The following is a 16,781-nucleotide window of genomic DNA, read 5'->3' on the forward strand; positions in this document are numbered from 1 at the left end:
TTTTTAAAGTTATCTACTCAACCCAAAAGCGCTTTATATCTTTTTAAACTCCCTACTTTACTCGTGGCTCTCAAATCTATGCGCGATCGCAAACTTAGTTTAACCGCATTGATCACTCTCATCTTGACTGTTTCACTGCCGATTACAAATTTGCCTCCACTATTCCAAGCGTCGCAAGTATTAGCGCAAACACCAGCAGACCGCAAAGCTGAAGCTGACCGACTTTTAAATCAAGGTTTCGAGCAGCTTCAAACGAGTCAATTTACAGCAGCATTAGAGTCTGGGCAACAGGCACTAATTATCTATCGAGAAATCAAAGACCGTCAAGGTGAGGGGCGTACTTTAATTTTTCAAGGTGCTGCTCATCTTAGTCTGGGAGACAAAGCTCGTGCGATCACTTATCTAGAACAAGGTTTAGCCATCGCCAAGCAAATCAATAATCAGGATTTGGAGAAAAATGCTCAAGTAATTCTACAATTAGCTCAAGATCAAAATAACCCCCGCAAAACAGAAGCAGACCGACTATTAGAACAAGGTATTAAGCAAGGTACGACCGGTCAATTTGAAGCCGCGTTACAGTCTTTGCAACAATCGTTGATTATCTATCGTCAAATTAAAGACCGTCAAGGTGAGGGTAATGCTCTGGGTAATCTGGGACTTGCTTACCACTTCCTCGGAGATTACTCCAAAGCTATTGTTTACCACCAGGAGATATTGGCGATCGCCCGTGAAATCAAAGACCGTCAAGGTGAAGGTAATGCTCTGGGTAATCTGGGAATTGCTTACCAAGCCCTGGGAGACTACAGCAAGGCCATTGATTACCATCAGCAACATTTAGTGATCGCCCGTGAAATCAAAGACCGTCGAGGTGAGGGTAATGCTCTGGGTAATTTGGGAAATGCTTACCACTTCCTCGGAGATTACCCCAAAGCTATTGTTTACCACCAGGAGATATTGGCGATCGCCCGTGAAATCAAAGACCGTCAAGGTGAAGGTAATGCTCTGGGTAATCTGGGAGGTATTTACTCGTACCTCAAAGATTACCGCCAAGCCATTGATTACCATCAGCAACATTTAGTGATCGCCCGTGAAATCAAAGACCGTCAAGGTGAGGGTAAGGCTCTGGATAATCTGGGATTTGCTTACAGTCGCCTCGGAGATTACAAAAAAGCTATTAATTACTGCCAGCAAAGTTTGGCGATCGCCCGTGAAATTAAAGACCGTCGAGGTGAGGGTAATGCTCTGGGTAGTCTAGCACTTACTTACGAGAACCTGGGAGATTACCCCAAAGCCATTGATTACCATCAGCAGAGTTTGGCGATCGCCCGTGAAATCAAAGACCGTTTCGGCGAGGGTCAATCTCTGAACAATCTAGGATTAGCTTACCAAAAATCTGGCAATCTTACAGAAGCAGAAAAAACCCTCCGCCCTGGAATTGAAGTTTGGGAATCTCTCAGGGGAACATTGGGTAAGAATGATAGCTACAAAGTTTCAATTTTTGAAGAACAAGCTCGCACTTACCGCATACTGCAAGAAGTCCTAATTGCTCAGAATAAAACCAATGATGCTCTAGAAATTTCTGAACGGGGACGTTCCAGAGCGTTTGTAGAGTTATTGACTTCGCGCTTGTCTAGCAAAAATATAGGTCAAATCCCAGAAAAACCGACACTATTGCTGCTGCAACAAATCGCCAAACAGGAAAATGCGACTCTCATTGAATATTCAATTATTTATAATGATGTAAAAATTCAGGGTAAGCAAGAAACTCATGAATCAGAACTCTATATTTGGGTAATCAAACCAACGGGTGAAGTTACCTTTCGCAAAGCTGACTTGAAACCCCTGTGGCAAAAAGAAAATACAACTCTTGCAAAACTCGTTACCACCAGCCGCAACTCCATTGGTGCAAGAAGTACAGCTTTTCGCGGCATCAAGGTAACTTACAACCCCAATGCACCCAAAGGCAAAAATAATTTAAAGCGTCTACACGAATTATTAATCAACCCCATCGCTAGCTTATTATCTAAAAATTCTAGCGACAGAATTATCTTCATTCCCCAAAGTAGCCTATTCCTCGTTCCCTTCGCCGCATTACAAGACGCAGACGGTAAATACCTGATTGAAAAACACACTATTCTCACATCCCCATCAATTCAAGTTTTAGACTTAACCCACAAACAGAGACAACGGATCGGCACACAACCCATCCAGGGAAAAGATACGCTGATTGTTGGTAATCCGACCATGCCTTTTGTCGCACCAAAAATCGGCGAAACTCCGCAACAATTAATTCCTTTACCTGGTGCAGAACGGGAAGCGATCGCAATTAGCAAATTACTCAAAACCGAACCTCTCATCGGCAAGAAAGCCACAGAAGCAACGGTAGTGAAGCGTTTACCCCAAGCGCGATTTATTCATTTAGCAACCCACGGTATATTTGATGATATCCAAGGTTTAAATAGCGGTATTGCTCTGACTCCATCCGGTAAAGATGATGGTTTATTAACAGCCTCTGAAATCCTCGACCTGAAGCTAAATGCCGAATTAGTCATTTTAAGCGCTTGCGACACCGGACGCGGACGCCTAACTGGGGATGGAGTAATTGGTTTATCTCGTTCGTTAATTAGTGCTGGTGTACCCAGTGTCTTAGTGTCGCTGTGGTCGGTTCCTGATGCGCCCACATCACTATTAATGACGGAATTTTATCAAAACCTTCAAAAGAGCCAAGACAAGGCGCAAGCATTGCGGCAGGCGATGCTGACGACGATGAAAAATAATCCGAATCCTGTTGATTGGGCAGCTTTTACACTCATTGGGGAAGCTGAGTAGGTTTTTAAAAGTTAGGGATTTCCAAGAAATAAATTATCTATTAAATAACACTAATATGATCCAACTGCACCTGCACCGTCTGAAATTAATCCTATTGCTGTGTTTATCATTGTCTTCAGAAACAGTCAGCGCCAATCCCAAACCGATACCCGGCCTCTTAACCCCACCCCTGCAACTGAGAACTCAAACCAACACCTCAGACACCAACCGCGCTGCGGCTGAAAAAGCAGAACAAGAAGCCGGACAATTAGGTAAACAGAAAGCACCCTTATTAACCAAAATCATTCCTAAATGGGAAGAAGCCCTAAAATATTGGCGTTTAGCAGGCGATCGCCAAAAAGAAACCCAAACTCTCGACAGAATCTCTAAATTATACTTGGCTCGGGGAGAATTCCCCAAAGCTTTAGAATATGCTCAGAAAGCGCTACCTATTTGTCAAGCTTTAGGCGATCGCGACTGTGAGGGAGCAGTCACTGGTTCACTTAGCCTGAGCTACCAGAACATGGGTGAATATGAAAAGGCGATCGATATGCAGCTGCAACTGCCATTCTTTTTTCCCAAAACTGCCGATTTGCCACCTGCCGTTTTTAGTTCAGTTGGACAGATTTATGATAATTTAGGGGAAAAACAGAAAGCACTTGATTATTACAACAAAGCTTTGGATTTCTGGAAAGAAAAAGGTGATGTCGTCAAACAAGCTGAAAGACTCCAAAATATTGCTTTTTTTCACGTGTTCTTAGGTGAAATAGAAAAAAGTATTGAAATTATCAAGCAAGCTAATAATCTAGATCCAGAATTTAAGAGAAATGAAAGCAACTACAATGCGTTTTACGTTTCGTTACGTAGCACAAGTTGTTCTGATAAATTAGCATCAATAAAAAAGCCTCCTAAAATTGAGAAATTAGATAATTCTTCTAACCAATCAGCAAGCACTAATTCTGCCGCAGCTACCAAGAATAATATCGAAAGTTGGAAACAAAAAGTTCAACAATATCGCACACAAGAACTTCTTAGAGGTGAAGCGGGTTTTCTAGAACTCCTTGGCGGTCTGGAATACAAAAGAATTGGAGAATATAAAAAAGCCCTTGAAGTTTATCAACAAGCACTCGAACTGAGACAAATAATGGGCGGTAAGCCCAGGGAAGCCGAGACACTTACCAATATTGCTGATATTCTCAACCGACAAGGGAAAAAACAAGAAGCGATTAATGTCCTCAATCAAGCGTTAGACATTCAACGTCAGATTAAAGCTCGTCCAGCACAAGCAGATACTTTGTTGACTCTCGGTGATGTTTACTTGTCTTTAGGGGCATATCCTGAGAGTTTAAATGTTTATAATCAAGCATTATCCACCTCAAAAATTATTGGCAATCGCAGCCGTGAAATTGATGCTCTCAGGAGGATTGGTGATGTTTATCGCAAGTCGCAAACATACCCACAAGCTCTGAGTTATTATCAACAAGCCTTGTCTATATCCAAAAATACAGGAAACTGTAACCAAGAAAGCACTTTACTATCGAGTATTACTCAAAATCACTTTGCTGCGGGAGATTATCAACAAGCAATTAATTTTGGCAATCAGGCTTTAGCTTTATCTCGTAATTTAGAGATTGATGAGTATAAATTAGCCTTAGAAGCAAGGACACTTGATATATTTGCTAAAGTTGAAATTAAACAAGGAAATTATTCCAAGTCTCTAGAATCCTCTCAAAAAGCTAGAAAACTGGGGCGAGAATCAGGTTTCAGGGAAATAGAGGCAAGAGCGATCGCCGCAACTGCTGAAGCTTACGAAGCCCTGAAACAACCAGAGAAAGCTATACAAGCTTATCAAGAACAACTTGCTCTTTATGCTCAAATGGGCTTAAGTACTGAACAAGCCCAAAGTTACTACAATATCGCCAAACTGCAACGCCAAAACAACCAATTACCAGAATCCCTCAGTGAAATAGATAAAGCAATCGAAATCATCGAAAACATCCGCAAAGAAGTCGTTAGTGAAGATTTAAAAACTTCCTTTTTTGCCACAGTACAGGATTATTATCAACTGAAAATCAACATTTTGATGGAACTGCACAAAAAAGACCCATCAAAAGGATACAACGCTCTTGCCCTCGACACCAGCGAACGCTCCCGCGCCCGCAGTCTGCTAGAACTCCTGACTGAAGCCCATGCAGATATCCGTAAGGGGGTAGATCCAAAACTCTTAGAAGAGGAACTTAGTGTACAGCAACAAATTGATGCCAGAAGGAAAATCCGGATTGAACTCTTATCAAGTAAAAAAAACTCAGAACAAGTAGATGAATTAAATAAAGAAATTGAAGAGCTTTCAGAGAAATATCAGCAAATTCTAGCTTCTATCCGCGCTAAAAGCCCGGTTTATGCAGCAATTACCCAACCTCATCCCCTGACACTCGCAGAAATTCAATCCTCAGTTCTTGATGACAACACTATTCTTTTACAATATTCTCTTGGTAAGGATCACAGTTATCTTTGGTTAGTGACAAAGACGGGAATGAAAAGTTATGAACTACCCAAAGGTGAAGATATTGAAACGGCAGCTAAGAAATTTTATCAAAATATCAAAGGTGGCAGGGAATTATATTCACGAGGTGGAATTACAGTTCAACCTGGAATAAACGCTGGAAATCCTGAAAAAGTTGCCACTAAATTAAGTCAAATGTTGTTACAGCCTGTAGCGCAGGAATTAGGAAATAAGCGATTGTTGATTGTGGGTGATGGAATTTTACAATATATCCCCTTTGCGGCGTTGCCAAATCCAACACAAACAAAATTACAACCATTGTTAGTAGAACATGAAATTGTGAATGCGCCTTCGGCTTCTACAATTTCGGTAGTAAGGAATGAAACTAAAAACCGCAATGTAGCTGTGAAAAAATTAGCTGTGTTGGCAGATCCGGTATTTAGTAAAGATGACGATCGGTTAAAGCCAGATGTAACTCAAAGTGTTCAAAATAGAGGTAAAAATCCCAACTTTACTGAATTAAATACTTTAGCAATGAGGCGTTCTAGCTGTGATTCAAATTTTAGCTTTCCTCGCCTTGAAGGGACGCACACAGAAGCCACAAATATTTTGAGTTTAGTTCCTAAATCATTAAGCAAATCAGCTTTTGATTTTGATGTTAATCGTACTACCGTAACGAATCCAGAAATGAGTCAATACCAAATTGTACACTTTGCAACTCACGGATTTTTCGATACTAACAATCCTAAGTGTTCTAGTGTAGTGCTGTCTTTGGTAGATTCAAAAGGAAATGCTGAAGATGGTTTTCTTCAACTTCAGGATATTTTCAACCTCAACTTACCAGCAGAATTAGTGGTGCTAAGTGCTTGTGAAACCGGACTTGGAGAACAAGTAAAAGGTGAAGGTTTGGTGGGGTTAACAAGAGGGTTTATGTATGCAGGTAGTCCAAGAGTTGCTGTTAGTTTGTGGAGTGTAGACGATCAAGGAACAGCAGAATTAATGACGAAATTTTACACAAACATGCTTAAAGATAATTTACCATCTGTAGCCGCGCTGAGGGCTGCACAATTAGAAATGTGGCAAAGTCCCAATCCCAACTATTCTCAGACTAATGTCTGGGCGGCTTTTACTTTACAAGGTGAGTGGCGATGATGTGAGGTGAGATTATGAAGATTCTGACTGGAGTTTAGTTCAAGGGGTGTTTCTCAAAGTCTTGTCCTGTATGGCTTAGAGTTGCCTCCTGACCCAGTAAGGTAGGGAAGAGTGTTTAAGAGATTTGAATGCGTTAGGGAAGCTTAACGAAGTTATCGCCGCAGATTGTGTGTAACGGAAAAATAAGCATTCCAGCTTGATCAGTGCGGCCACTTTATCCTTTACAAACGGCCATGTTATCCTTTAAGTGACACAGTTTGAAACCATAAAGCAAGCAAGTTGCTCACATTATGCTTTCAGTGACAGATATCGCAGGACTCTCCTATATGGCGAATGTATTATTATTGGTGGTAGGAAGGGGAGCTTTTCACCCAGACATTATGGTTGTGATAAAAATCACCACGCTGTTCTAGTGTAAACCCACCCAGCAATAGTCCTAACCATACTTCTACCATCGGCATTTGCAACACACGTTGCAGTTTAACCAAAGAAATCTCATCTTTGACATTGATCAGGTAATTAGCGATTGCACTCTGCCATTTTTCCACATCTTCATCTGATGCCAAATTGCGGACATCTTCTAAAGTTGTCACCTCATCGAGCATTGCCAAAACATTCGCTTTTTCAACAGGTGCTGCTACAGAATCACCCAACTCAGTAGGATATGAAAATTGGTGTGGGCCATGTGATCTAAAGGTTTGTGGTATTTCCGGTTCAATCAAATCATCTAAATCAAGGTGCATTATTGTCCGCACTAATCCGGCAAAGATATCAGTACTGATAATTGGCCCATCAGTATCGTTTTGAGCGCGTACATCTTCTAAGATTGACTCAGCACGGGATTTGAGAATATCTGCGATTTGATAAAAGGCTTCTGCTGCGGTAGATAACTGTGCTTCTGTTGATAAATTCTCAAGCTCAGTATCCAAACATTTCCACACCGGAGCTAGTGTTGATGTTGGCGGAGCAACCGACATTTCATCTAGCACATCCCAGATTGTTAATTGGCGATAGGTAGCCATAGCTATAAATCTGGATTTAAGGGGCAGGGTCGCACAGGGCAGTGGGTTGGGCTAATCTCGAACATATCCTTGTATTGATATAGTGAGATGGCATATTGGGATGCAAAAGCCTGCAACACCTGATCTGTATAAGTGCGTATTTTACCAGCCGTTAACCCAAAGCAATGAATTGGTTCTAAGCGACAAATAGGCTGTTGTCCAAGCCACAGTTCTGCGCCCAAGGCGTGCAATGGCTTATCCCCAGGTTCTTTATATAGATACAACACAGCAACATATTTTGCTGGCGGTTCGACGGTGATGGCATCTAGTTGCGCGGAATTATCATCGGTTCGACGACGGTAGAAGGAGCGGCGATTATGGCAAACTTTAGGATTCCAGCATCCATCCCCATTTGTCCCATGCAGCACCTTGGCTTTAGCCGTTGGCAACTTGGCACATAACTGGCACTTAGGATCTAATGGTTTGGGCATAGAGTGAGGGTGTGGGGTGTAGGGTGTAGGGTGTAGGCAATGAGAAAGAATCACACCCTGCTACGCTCTACTTTCAAGAGATCGAATTAAACCCAGTAGAATTTTGCCAACTAATTTACACTGATTAATAACTGGATTTATCACAAGCCCCGTTGGGGCGGGGTATAGGGTATAGGGTGTAGGGTGTAGGGTGTGGGAGATAATTAGCCCCAACAACCAGTAGGACACAAGCCCCGTCTTTCAGGACGATTGCATTGGTGGGGGTTCCAAGCCCCGACCAATGCTGTCTTCCCTACACCCAACACCCTACCCCCCACACCCTTCTTCATGACTTCAGCAACAGCTAATGCTACACGAATTGAAAGTAAAAGATGAGTTTCAAGTTCTTTCAGGGAACCTTGAGCTATGTATAAAAATTGAATATATTCACCTCTTGTTCTTCTACCATAACCTTCTGCAATATTAGCTGGAATAGAAACAGAGGCTCTCCTAATTTGTGATATCATGCCGTATGTTTCCTCTTTCGGAAATTGTTTTGTGACTCTATAACATTCTTCTGCTAAATTCATAGCTTCTTGCCAAACTTTTAAGTCTTGATACGACTGTATTGACGGTTTATCATTCATAATTTATTTAATAAGAAGACTATATTAAATTTTGCATTCGCTCAATAATATCAACTACACCCTACACCCCACACCCCACACCCTTTTATTCTTCTTCACCGATTGCTCGATAATAAGCAGCGATCGCAGCTTCTTGTTCACTGCGAAGGGTATAGCGCCGAAACGCTTTCTCGCTTTGATGCCCTGTTAATTTTCGTGCATGGCTGGGGTCAACTCCCAATAGCAATAAGTCAGTAGCGTAAGTATGCCGAAAGGAGTGAGGATGCAAGTCTTCGATAAGAGCTATTTCACCGATTTTTTCCACAGCGAAGTAAATGCCGTGATAACTCAAGCGTTCACCTTTGTATGAAGCATGGTGTGAAATCATCAGTGGGCTGAGACTAGTTAACACCTCACCGCTTTGTTGGCGCGTAAGCAAATACTGTGCCAAAACTTCTCGGCTTTCCTTTTTTAGTGGAACTAAGCGTGGTTCGTTGGTTTTGGTGTCTGGTAAAAACAGCAGCTTGCCATCAAATGAGCCAACATTTAGCTGTACAACTTCCCCTGCCCGGAGTCCATGACTGAGAATGTGGACGAGTGCTGTATCTCGTTGCTTTGTTTCTCCCAATAACTCCAACGCTGACCAAACCTGTTCCATTTCTTCAGGGGTCAAACTTTGGGCTGGTGGCAGTGGCACTTTTTCCAGTTTTATCCCCAGTGTCGGATTAGTAGAAATAATTTCAGGATACGTGTAACACATCCATTTGAAAAAGCTTTTGAGAGCCGCAATTCCTGCGTTGATGCTGCTTTTTGAAAGCGGTTTACCTGCATCAGTCCGTATTTCATCTCGTAGGTATTCTTTATATAGCGCAAGGTGACGTGGGCGCAGTTCATGATAGTGTAGCTCACTCCAAGCCAAAAACCTTTTGAGTTCGCGTTCGTAAAGCTTGCGGCTGTTGGGTGCGAGATTGTTGCTGCGTAAAAATTCCAGAACTTTTACCCACCGAATATCGGTTGGTGGTCTTCTAGTTTCTCCTAGCTGTGTGAAATGTAGAGCTTCACGATCAAGGGGAATGAGTTTGATCTTAGGTAAAGAATCTGCGCTGTAGTTCATCCAGTTTTGTGTAAATTATTAAGTATTAAGTATTAAATATAATCCTGTATTGATTTGAGATTATTCATCTGGTGGTGAGGTAGTCATGACTTCTACGACGGTACGATCATGACCGGTTAGTGCCTGCTCCCATGTAGAATAACGCTGCATTCTCCCGTGATGAGGCCCGCCTAAAACCATCGTTTCAAAAAGCAACGGGGGATCTCCAAAAGTGAGATCGAATCCCGAAGAACTAGTTGATACTTTGGCATCCCCAACTATAGTTTCGGCAACTAGATGTTTTAGTGAATCTTGTACTGAGTGTAAATAATTTTGCCACTCTGACAACGAATTAACAGCAACAGGGGTATGTCCTACTAGTTTGTAATAAAGCATGATTGACAACTTGTGGCTATCACAACAAAATTTTACACGATTTTATACAAAGTAAAGTAATCCTTTTGCTACCTCATAGCTCTCTATTGACTAATATATGCTCAATCGGAATAGTGGCAAATATTCTGCATTTTGCATCATGTTTATTCCACAGCAAATCCCGATAGTTGGCGCATTTTAGGAGTATGAAAGCCGATAACAATATCTTGTTTATCTATACCCATTTCCATTAATTCTAAAGCAATATCCGCTTCCGTTGTATTTTGTTGAATCCAAATTTTATTATTCTTGATATCTAAGTGCATTATTGGCCCGTAAATCCGATGCTGATTATTCCATCCAACGCTAATAATTTGATAATGGTCATGTTCTTCATCAAAAATTTGTTCTACTTCTACATCTCCGTAACTAGGCTTGTACTGGAGATGTTTAGTTAAGAGTTGCCTAACTTTTGTCCGATATTCATTTAATTTATCCATTGTTCTATTGCCTCCGTTTCCACATTATAAATAATTAACTTCAATTTGTTTTCATTGACTACAGTTTGGATAAAAGACAAGTTAAAGAAGTCGTTATAAGTTACCAATGGTACAGCTAAATATAAGTTTCTATTTGGCTCTTCAACACGCAACGCTGTTCGATAATTAATAAATTGTCCTAGCGCCATGTGAAATTCAGAAATTTTTGAGGCACTCACAAAATTTTTGATTTCAACTGCTATTTTTTCTCCTGCTTTTTCGGCAGCTAGAAGTCGCTCTGCACCTAAATCAATTTGAACATCAACCCCGCCACATCTAATATTGAGCGGATCATCTGTAATTACCCAACCCTCTTTTTCTAATGCAGACCTCACTATATTGTGGAATAAATCACGAGCCATAGTTTTAATGAAGTCGGAAGTCGGAGGTCGGAAGTCGGAGGTCGAAAGTAAAAATGTGTAACTCAGATGGGGGGTATTGCTTTCGAGTTCACAGTAGTTGTCAATTCTGAGTGCTTATCTCTTGCAACCACTATCTTCCTACTGCGAAGTTTATTGCCATTTAATCTCTCTTTAATTTTGCGTGTAGAGGCTACGAGTATCTTTACCATCTCATCAGCTTCCTGAAGTAAAGAAGAAAATTTAGCTTTTTCTACAACTTCAGACTCAATTAAAATTTCTAGCCAATATTCAGTTTCGCGCGCTTCCTTTAAAGCGATTTCCATCTTATGCAAAAAGTCTTTATCAGACTGAGCCGAACGTGACTCCCGTATATTTGCACCAACACTTGTTCCAGAACGCAACAGTTGCTTTGATAGAGTGCGGCAAATACCTGGTTTTTCGTCCAGAAAGCTGCAAGCTTTGATGATTCTAATTGCAAACGCCTTACTCCTGTCAGCAATCCCAACATTTTTATCCACAACTGCACCTACTCCACTTCCATATTTTAACTTCCGACTTCCGACCTCCGACCTCCGACTTGAAAATAATATAGCACGTTAAACACAAAATAAGTAACCCTTATCTTTTATCCGATATAAACTACGATTAAAATACACGAACCCCAGTGTAGAGGAATAAAAAAGTTCTGTCGGTTTGCAGACTAAATGAAATTTGTGCGGACTAAGTGAAATTTTGTTGCAGACTAATTGAAAATCTGCTTGTGTAACCCTCATTCTTTCGTAATCCCAGAGCGTAGGCGTAGCCCGCCGTAGGCATCGCTACTTACAAAGTTTTGCTTCAAAGCCTTGTGCGGTAATAAATTGGGACGTTTTATGTCCATTTTGTGGAAAATTTCATTTAGTCTGCGAATTTAGGGGGAAAATTTCACTTAGTCCGCGAAAAAATTTCATTTAGTCTGCAACAAAGGTTCCTCAAACCCTTATTATTACGTTGAAAAAATTTCATTTAGTCTGCAAACGCACAGTTCAACAATAAATAATAAAGTCCAACAATAAATAAAAAAGTTCTACAATTTCTGGATGTGCATGGTCTGGGCAGATCCAGAAAGGTAAGCTTTATGGCCAGAGGTAGGCAGGAGTGGACTCAAGCCAAGTTTGAACGCTACATCAAAGAAGGTCGCGGTCAAGGTAGTGGAGAGAAGTATAAGCCTTGGATCACTGTCTCCGATTTCTCCTCAATGGGCAGATCAGCAAGAAGCCCTGGTTGGAAGACCAATCGGGTGCATCATTTCTTATCAGACCATGAGCGGCGGCTGTTTTATCTGTTCGAGTGGTCAGATATTGTCGTAGATATCAGGGAGCAATTCCCCCTGCTCAACCTAGACTTATGTACGAGTATCGCTAGTGACATGGGAGTGAAATACCCCACTGACCCAGTTAGTGGTATACCTTACGTTTTAACTACTGACTTCATGCTAACAGCCAATAAATCGGGTAAGTCAGTTCAAATTGCTCGAACAGTCAAACCATCTTCAGATTTGGAAAAAAAATCAGTAGCTGAGAAATTTGAGTTAGAAAGACGCTATTATGCTGACCAAAATATTGACTGGGGAATTGTAACAGAAAAAGAAATTCCCAGGCTTTTAGCTCTGAATATTGAGTGGATTCATTCTTCCTACTCATTAGAAGCGACTACCGAAATGGCAGTTGAGGAACTACGAGGACTCTCAAGTATTTTAAAGTCTCGGCTCCAAAAAAGTAGTGCCACTATCAACAAAGTGACAACAGCTTTAGACAGAGAAATGAATATAGAATCTGGGACATCACTAATGCTTTTTAAGCATCTGATTGCCACCAAAGAAATATTGATGGATATGGAATCAACCAAAATATCTAGCTGTCCTTCAGTTCAAACAATTCAAAAAATTATTATTAAGTAATAGGGAATCAGGAAAAATTGAATGAATAATAATTTATTTGTCAACGACCTCATAGAATGGATAGACTCAGACCCTCCCAACTTGATTGAGAGAGTTCTGTGGATTGATTCTGGTTATAACATTGCCTTTGTTTTTGATATAAATGCCAAGAAAGGGTTTCCCGAAGCGAAAAAAGTTTCAGAAATAAGAGTTGCAATTCATACAGAACAAGCACTGAAGCTTAAACAAGACCCTTGGGCAAGGCATTTGAGTGATGAAGATTTAACCAAGATACAAAAAGATTATAGAGAAAATGCTTGGTCACTAATTTCATCCCTGGTTGAAAAAGAACCGGACATATACTATCGTTCGTCACGGGGTTCGCTTATCAAGCAGGTTGTTGAACAATATAACCAGGGGAGAAGTGAAAATAAATTAGTCGAAAAAACAGTTTATGAATATTTGAGAAGATTCTGGCAGAGAGGGAAAAATCAAAATGCGCTTTTACCTGACTATTCAAATTGTGGAGGTCTCGGAAAGCCCAAAAAATGTGGAGAAAAGAAACGAGGAAGACCAAGAAAATATGCCCATGAACCAGAAATTGGTGTAGGGATTAATGTAACAGACGATGATCTGAAAATTTTTAGAATTTCCATAGCCAAATTTTACAACAATGACAAACAGAATTCTTTGAGGACTACTTATAAATTAATGATTAGGGAATATTATTCATCAGATATTCGTTATGACGAAAATGGGGTAAAAAAATCCCTATTAATTCCCCCCGAACTTAGGCCGACATTCACTCAATTGAAATATTGGTATGAAGTCGAACTATCAGATATCAAAAAAAGTATTACAGAACGAAAGGGAGCGAAAAGATTTGCTTTGGAGCATAGAGCAATTTTAGAAACATCTAAGATGGAAACCATTGGGCCCGGTTCTAGATACCAAATTGATGCCACAATTGCAGATGTATATTTGGTTTCTAAATACAACTCTAACTGGATTATTGGCAGACCAGTAATTTATGTAATCATTGATGTTTTCAGCCGAATGATTGTGGGGGTTTATGTTGGTTTAGAGGGGCCTTCTTGGACAGGAGCAATGATGGCTCTAGCTAATGCAGCCACAGATAAAATACAGTTTTGTCAGGAATATGGCATTAATATTTCCTCTACAGAATGGCCTTGCCACCATCTGCCAGATGCAATTTTGGGCGACCGAGGCGAACTTGCAGGGATGGCAGTAGAGACATTAATCCCAAATCTCAATGTCCGAATTGAAAATGCTGCACCTTACCGTGCTGATTGGAAGGGTTTAGTAGAGAGGTACTTCCGTACAATTCATGGTCATGTCAAACCATTTTTACCCGGTTATATAGACACAGATTTTAGACAAAGAGGGGGGCGAGACTATCGTCTTGATAGCAGAGTTAACATAGAGCAGTTTACTGAAATTATTATCCACTTAATTCGCTATCACAATAATCATCATTACCTGGCCAGTTATGATAGGGAAGAAATGATGATTACTGATAATGTAAATCCCATACCCATAGAATTATGGAAGTGGGGGATAGAAAATCGTTCTGGTAGACTCAGGACTTTTCCTGAAGATATAATCAAGCTAAATTTGATGCCAAATAATAAAGCGACCATCACCGCTCGTGGCATCAAATTTAAGGGAATGTATTACAGTTGTGAGAAGGCATTGAAAGAATTCTGGTTTGAAAAAGCTAGAAGTAATTTGCTCTCCAAATCAGATAAATTATTAGATATTTCTTACGACTATCGCAAACCCAATTTTATCTATGTCCGCTCTCCTGATGGTAGAGATTTTGAGAAGTGCTTCCTTTTAGATCCAGAAGAGCGTTATTCTCAGAAAAATATACATGATATTGAATATTTACTCGCTTATGAAGAGTGGCTTTATCAGAAAAGTCAAGGCAATGAACTTCAAGCTTGTGTTGACTTAATAGCTGACATTGAAAGTGTTGTCAACAGAGCTAATGATTTAGCCTCTGTAACTGTTGATAATAGGGTAAGTGATAACCAAAAAGTTGCTGGGATTAGGAGAAATAGAGCTTCAGAGAAGGCTAAACGACGCGACTATGAGGGGTTCGAGTTAGCTAAGAGAGAAACTCCTATTCCTGAGACAGTTATGCCGAGCAAAAATTCTGACTCTAAAGAAAATAAATCATTACAGCCTGACCATTTGGAGCTTCTGAGAAAGAAGCGCCAGGAGCATTTTAATGAACATAGAGAATGAGTGGGAATGGGTTAAAATTCCCAACGGGGAATGGGCTGCTGTTGCTAAATACAGAGACCACAAGTTGTCTGAATATAATACAAATCCAATAATTCGCTCTCTTCCTCCTATCTTTTCTAGAGAGAAATTTGTTGAGTATGTGACACGACTTCCGACGTGCAAATCTTCAGAAAGAGAACTAGAGCCTCAGTACAGATTTCACTGTATTGAGCGACTATCGAGATATTTTGACCCATTGAATAAAACCGTTGATTTACAACAGGTAGTTTGCGTATTAATTATGCAAGGTTATCTGAGGCGAAATCCCTTGCAACCAGAATATGCACTGCGTAGCGGTCAAATTTATCAGGCGGTGCTTTCTGGAGGAGGTTTTAACTTAGAGGAGTATGTAGATGTTCCCACCTCGGCATCTGGGTTGACAATCATTGGGCCGTCAGGAATAGGCAAGACAACCAATCTCCTAAATATCCTCTCTTTATATCCCCAGGTGATTGTCCATCCAGCTCATAGTGTTTACCAAATTGTTTGGTTGAAAGTTGACTGTCCCCATGCCGGTTCTTTGAAGGGTTTGTGTATCGACTTCTTCAGAGCTGTTGACAAATTACTCGGCACTAATAACTTCCAAAAATTTGGGGTAAAACGCAACTCTGAGGATTATATGCTGGCTCAAGTTGCCCAAATTGCCCACACCCAACATTTAGGAGTTTTAGTTATCGATGAAATGCAAAATTTAGTAGCAGCCAGAAGAAATAGCTCCGAAATGTTGAATTTTTTGGTGAAAATGGACAATATTATTGGAGTCCCAGTAATTCGCGTTGGTACAAATGAGGCTTTCCCAATTCTTCAAGGTAATTTTAGAAATGCGAGAAGAGGTGTGGGAGAAGGGGGAGTAATTTGGGACAGGATGGAAAATAATCGGGAATGGAACTTTTTTATCGAAGGAATGTGGGAGTTTCAGTGGACAAAACAATATATACCGTTAACTGCAAATATTACCTCGGCTCTATATTATGAAAGCCAAGGAATTATTGATATCGTCATTAAACTCTATAAAATGGTGCAATGGAGAGCTATTGCTTTAGGGAGCGAAGTAATCACTGTTGACTTGATTCATGCTTGTGCTGCTGACGGTCTGCATCTAGTTAAACCAATGTTAGATGCTATTAGGTCTGGGGATGAGAAATGGATGATGAAATACAAAGATATTGCTCCATTGGACACAAATCTATACCGCAATAAGTGCTTAGATTCTCTTGAAGAAACAGATTTAGAAGAAGTGAGGAGATTAGCACGCTCATCACAGAGGATGGGTCACATATCAGCAACGCTACGTCATGTAATTATTGAACTGATTAATTTAGATGTTCCACCTGCTACTGCCAAGAGTTGTGCCGAAAAAGTTGTTACTCCTCATGGAGAAAATGCAGATAAAAAAGTGCTAATTAAAGAGGCTTATAAACTAGCTTTGCAATGCGGTAATATTTCAACAGAGCCAGTTCAGCATCAAGAACGAAAAATAAAACTCCAACCGAAGTATCAGGAGAATGATATCCGAGTTATTGTTGAAAATGCGAAGAAAAATCAAACTCCAGCTTGTGAGGATTTGAAAGCTTTGGGGATTATTAAAGACCCACTCAAAGACTTTTTTATTGGTGAGTAGTAT

At 40.5% G+C, this 16,781-nt stretch carries 13 protein-coding genes; 5 read left to right on the top strand and 8 right to left on the bottom strand.

The genetic code is table 11. The annotated features are described in order from the left end of the window. Positions 1 to 78: 78 nt before the first annotated feature. Complete coding sequence (locus NPUN_RS34270) at positions 79 to 2,829, top strand: CHAT domain-containing protein (protein WP_012413002.1); 2,751 nt, start codon at positions 79 to 81, stop codon at positions 2,827 to 2,829. 55 nt (positions 2,830 to 2,884) lie between these two features. Further along, positions 2,885 to 6,463, top strand: a complete 3,579-nt coding sequence (locus NPUN_RS34275) for a CHAT domain-containing tetratricopeptide repeat protein (RefSeq protein WP_012413003.1) — start codon at positions 2,885 to 2,887, stop codon at positions 6,461 to 6,463. A 341-nt stretch (positions 6,464 to 6,804) separates the two neighbouring features. On the opposite strand, the gene NPUN_RS34280 is transcribed toward NPUN_RS34275, so the two are convergent. The 8 genes from NPUN_RS34280 to NPUN_RS34315 form a co-directional block, all read right to left on the bottom strand. After that, positions 6,805 to 7,485, bottom strand: coding sequence for a hypothetical protein (locus tag NPUN_RS34280; RefSeq protein ID WP_012413004.1), 681 nt, complete (start codon positions 7,483 to 7,485; stop codon positions 6,805 to 6,807). Between the two features lie 2 nt (positions 7,486 to 7,487). Then, positions 7,488 to 7,955 (bottom strand): hypothetical protein, encoded by a 468-nt coding sequence (locus NPUN_RS34285; protein WP_012413005.1) that lies wholly within the window; start codon positions 7,953 to 7,955, stop codon positions 7,488 to 7,490. A 203-nt stretch (positions 7,956 to 8,158) separates the two neighbouring features. Beyond that, entirely contained in the window at positions 8,159 to 8,581 is a 423-nt protein-coding gene (locus NPUN_RS34290; RefSeq protein WP_012413006.1) for a four helix bundle protein, read from the bottom strand. Positions 8,582 to 8,666: 85 nt separating this feature from the next. Then, positions 8,667 to 9,674 (bottom strand): tyrosine-type recombinase/integrase, encoded by a 1,008-nt coding sequence (locus NPUN_RS34295; RefSeq protein WP_012413007.1) that lies wholly within the window; start codon positions 9,672 to 9,674, stop codon positions 8,667 to 8,669. Between the two features lie 60 nt (positions 9,675 to 9,734). After that, entirely contained in the window at positions 9,735 to 10,049 is a 315-nt protein-coding gene (locus NPUN_RS34300; RefSeq protein ID WP_041566579.1) for a hypothetical protein, read from the bottom strand. A gap of 143 nt (positions 10,050 to 10,192) precedes the next feature. Beyond that, the gene (locus NPUN_RS34305; RefSeq protein ID WP_012413009.1) at positions 10,193 to 10,528 is read right to left on the bottom strand and encodes a XisI protein; all 336 of its coding nucleotides are present in this window, start codon (positions 10,526 to 10,528) and stop codon (positions 10,193 to 10,195) included. Continuing rightward, the gene (locus NPUN_RS34310; protein WP_012413010.1) at positions 10,516 to 10,929 is read right to left on the bottom strand and encodes an element excision factor XisH family protein; all 414 of its coding nucleotides are present in this window, start codon (positions 10,927 to 10,929) and stop codon (positions 10,516 to 10,518) included. The genes NPUN_RS34305 and NPUN_RS34310 overlap by 13 nt, the downstream gene beginning before the upstream one ends. Before the next feature lie 62 nt (positions 10,930 to 10,991). After that, positions 10,992 to 11,447, bottom strand: a complete 456-nt coding sequence (locus NPUN_RS34315) for a four helix bundle protein (RefSeq protein ID WP_012413011.1) — start codon at positions 11,445 to 11,447, stop codon at positions 10,992 to 10,994. A gap of 599 nt (positions 11,448 to 12,046) precedes the next feature. On the opposite strand from NPUN_RS34315, the gene NPUN_RS34320 reads away from it, so the two are divergent. The 3 genes from NPUN_RS34320 to NPUN_RS34330 are packed head-to-tail and all read left to right on the top strand — an operon-like array spanning position 12,047 to position 16,778. After that, the gene (locus NPUN_RS34320) at positions 12,047 to 12,868 is read left to right on the top strand and encodes a heteromeric transposase endonuclease subunit TnsA (protein WP_012413012.1); all 822 of its coding nucleotides are present in this window, start codon (positions 12,047 to 12,049) and stop codon (positions 12,866 to 12,868) included. A gap of 21 nt (positions 12,869 to 12,889) precedes the next feature. Beyond that, positions 12,890 to 15,118 carry a Mu transposase C-terminal domain-containing protein gene (locus NPUN_RS34325; RefSeq protein ID WP_012413013.1) on the top strand — a complete coding sequence of 743 codons (2,229 nt, stop codon included), beginning with the start codon at positions 12,890 to 12,892 and terminating at the stop codon, positions 15,116 to 15,118. Then, positions 15,102 to 16,778 carry an ATP-binding protein gene (locus tag NPUN_RS34330; RefSeq protein ID WP_012413014.1) on the top strand — a complete coding sequence of 559 codons (1,677 nt, stop codon included), beginning with the start codon at positions 15,102 to 15,104 and terminating at the stop codon, positions 16,776 to 16,778. The genes NPUN_RS34325 and NPUN_RS34330 overlap by 17 nt, the downstream gene beginning before the upstream one ends. Positions 16,779 to 16,781: the final 3 nt, after the last annotated feature.

This window comes from Nostoc punctiforme PCC 73102 (assembly GCF_000020025.1).
In the GTDB taxonomy this organism is placed as follows: Bacteria; Cyanobacteriota; Cyanobacteriia; order Cyanobacteriales; family Nostocaceae; genus Nostoc; species Nostoc punctiforme.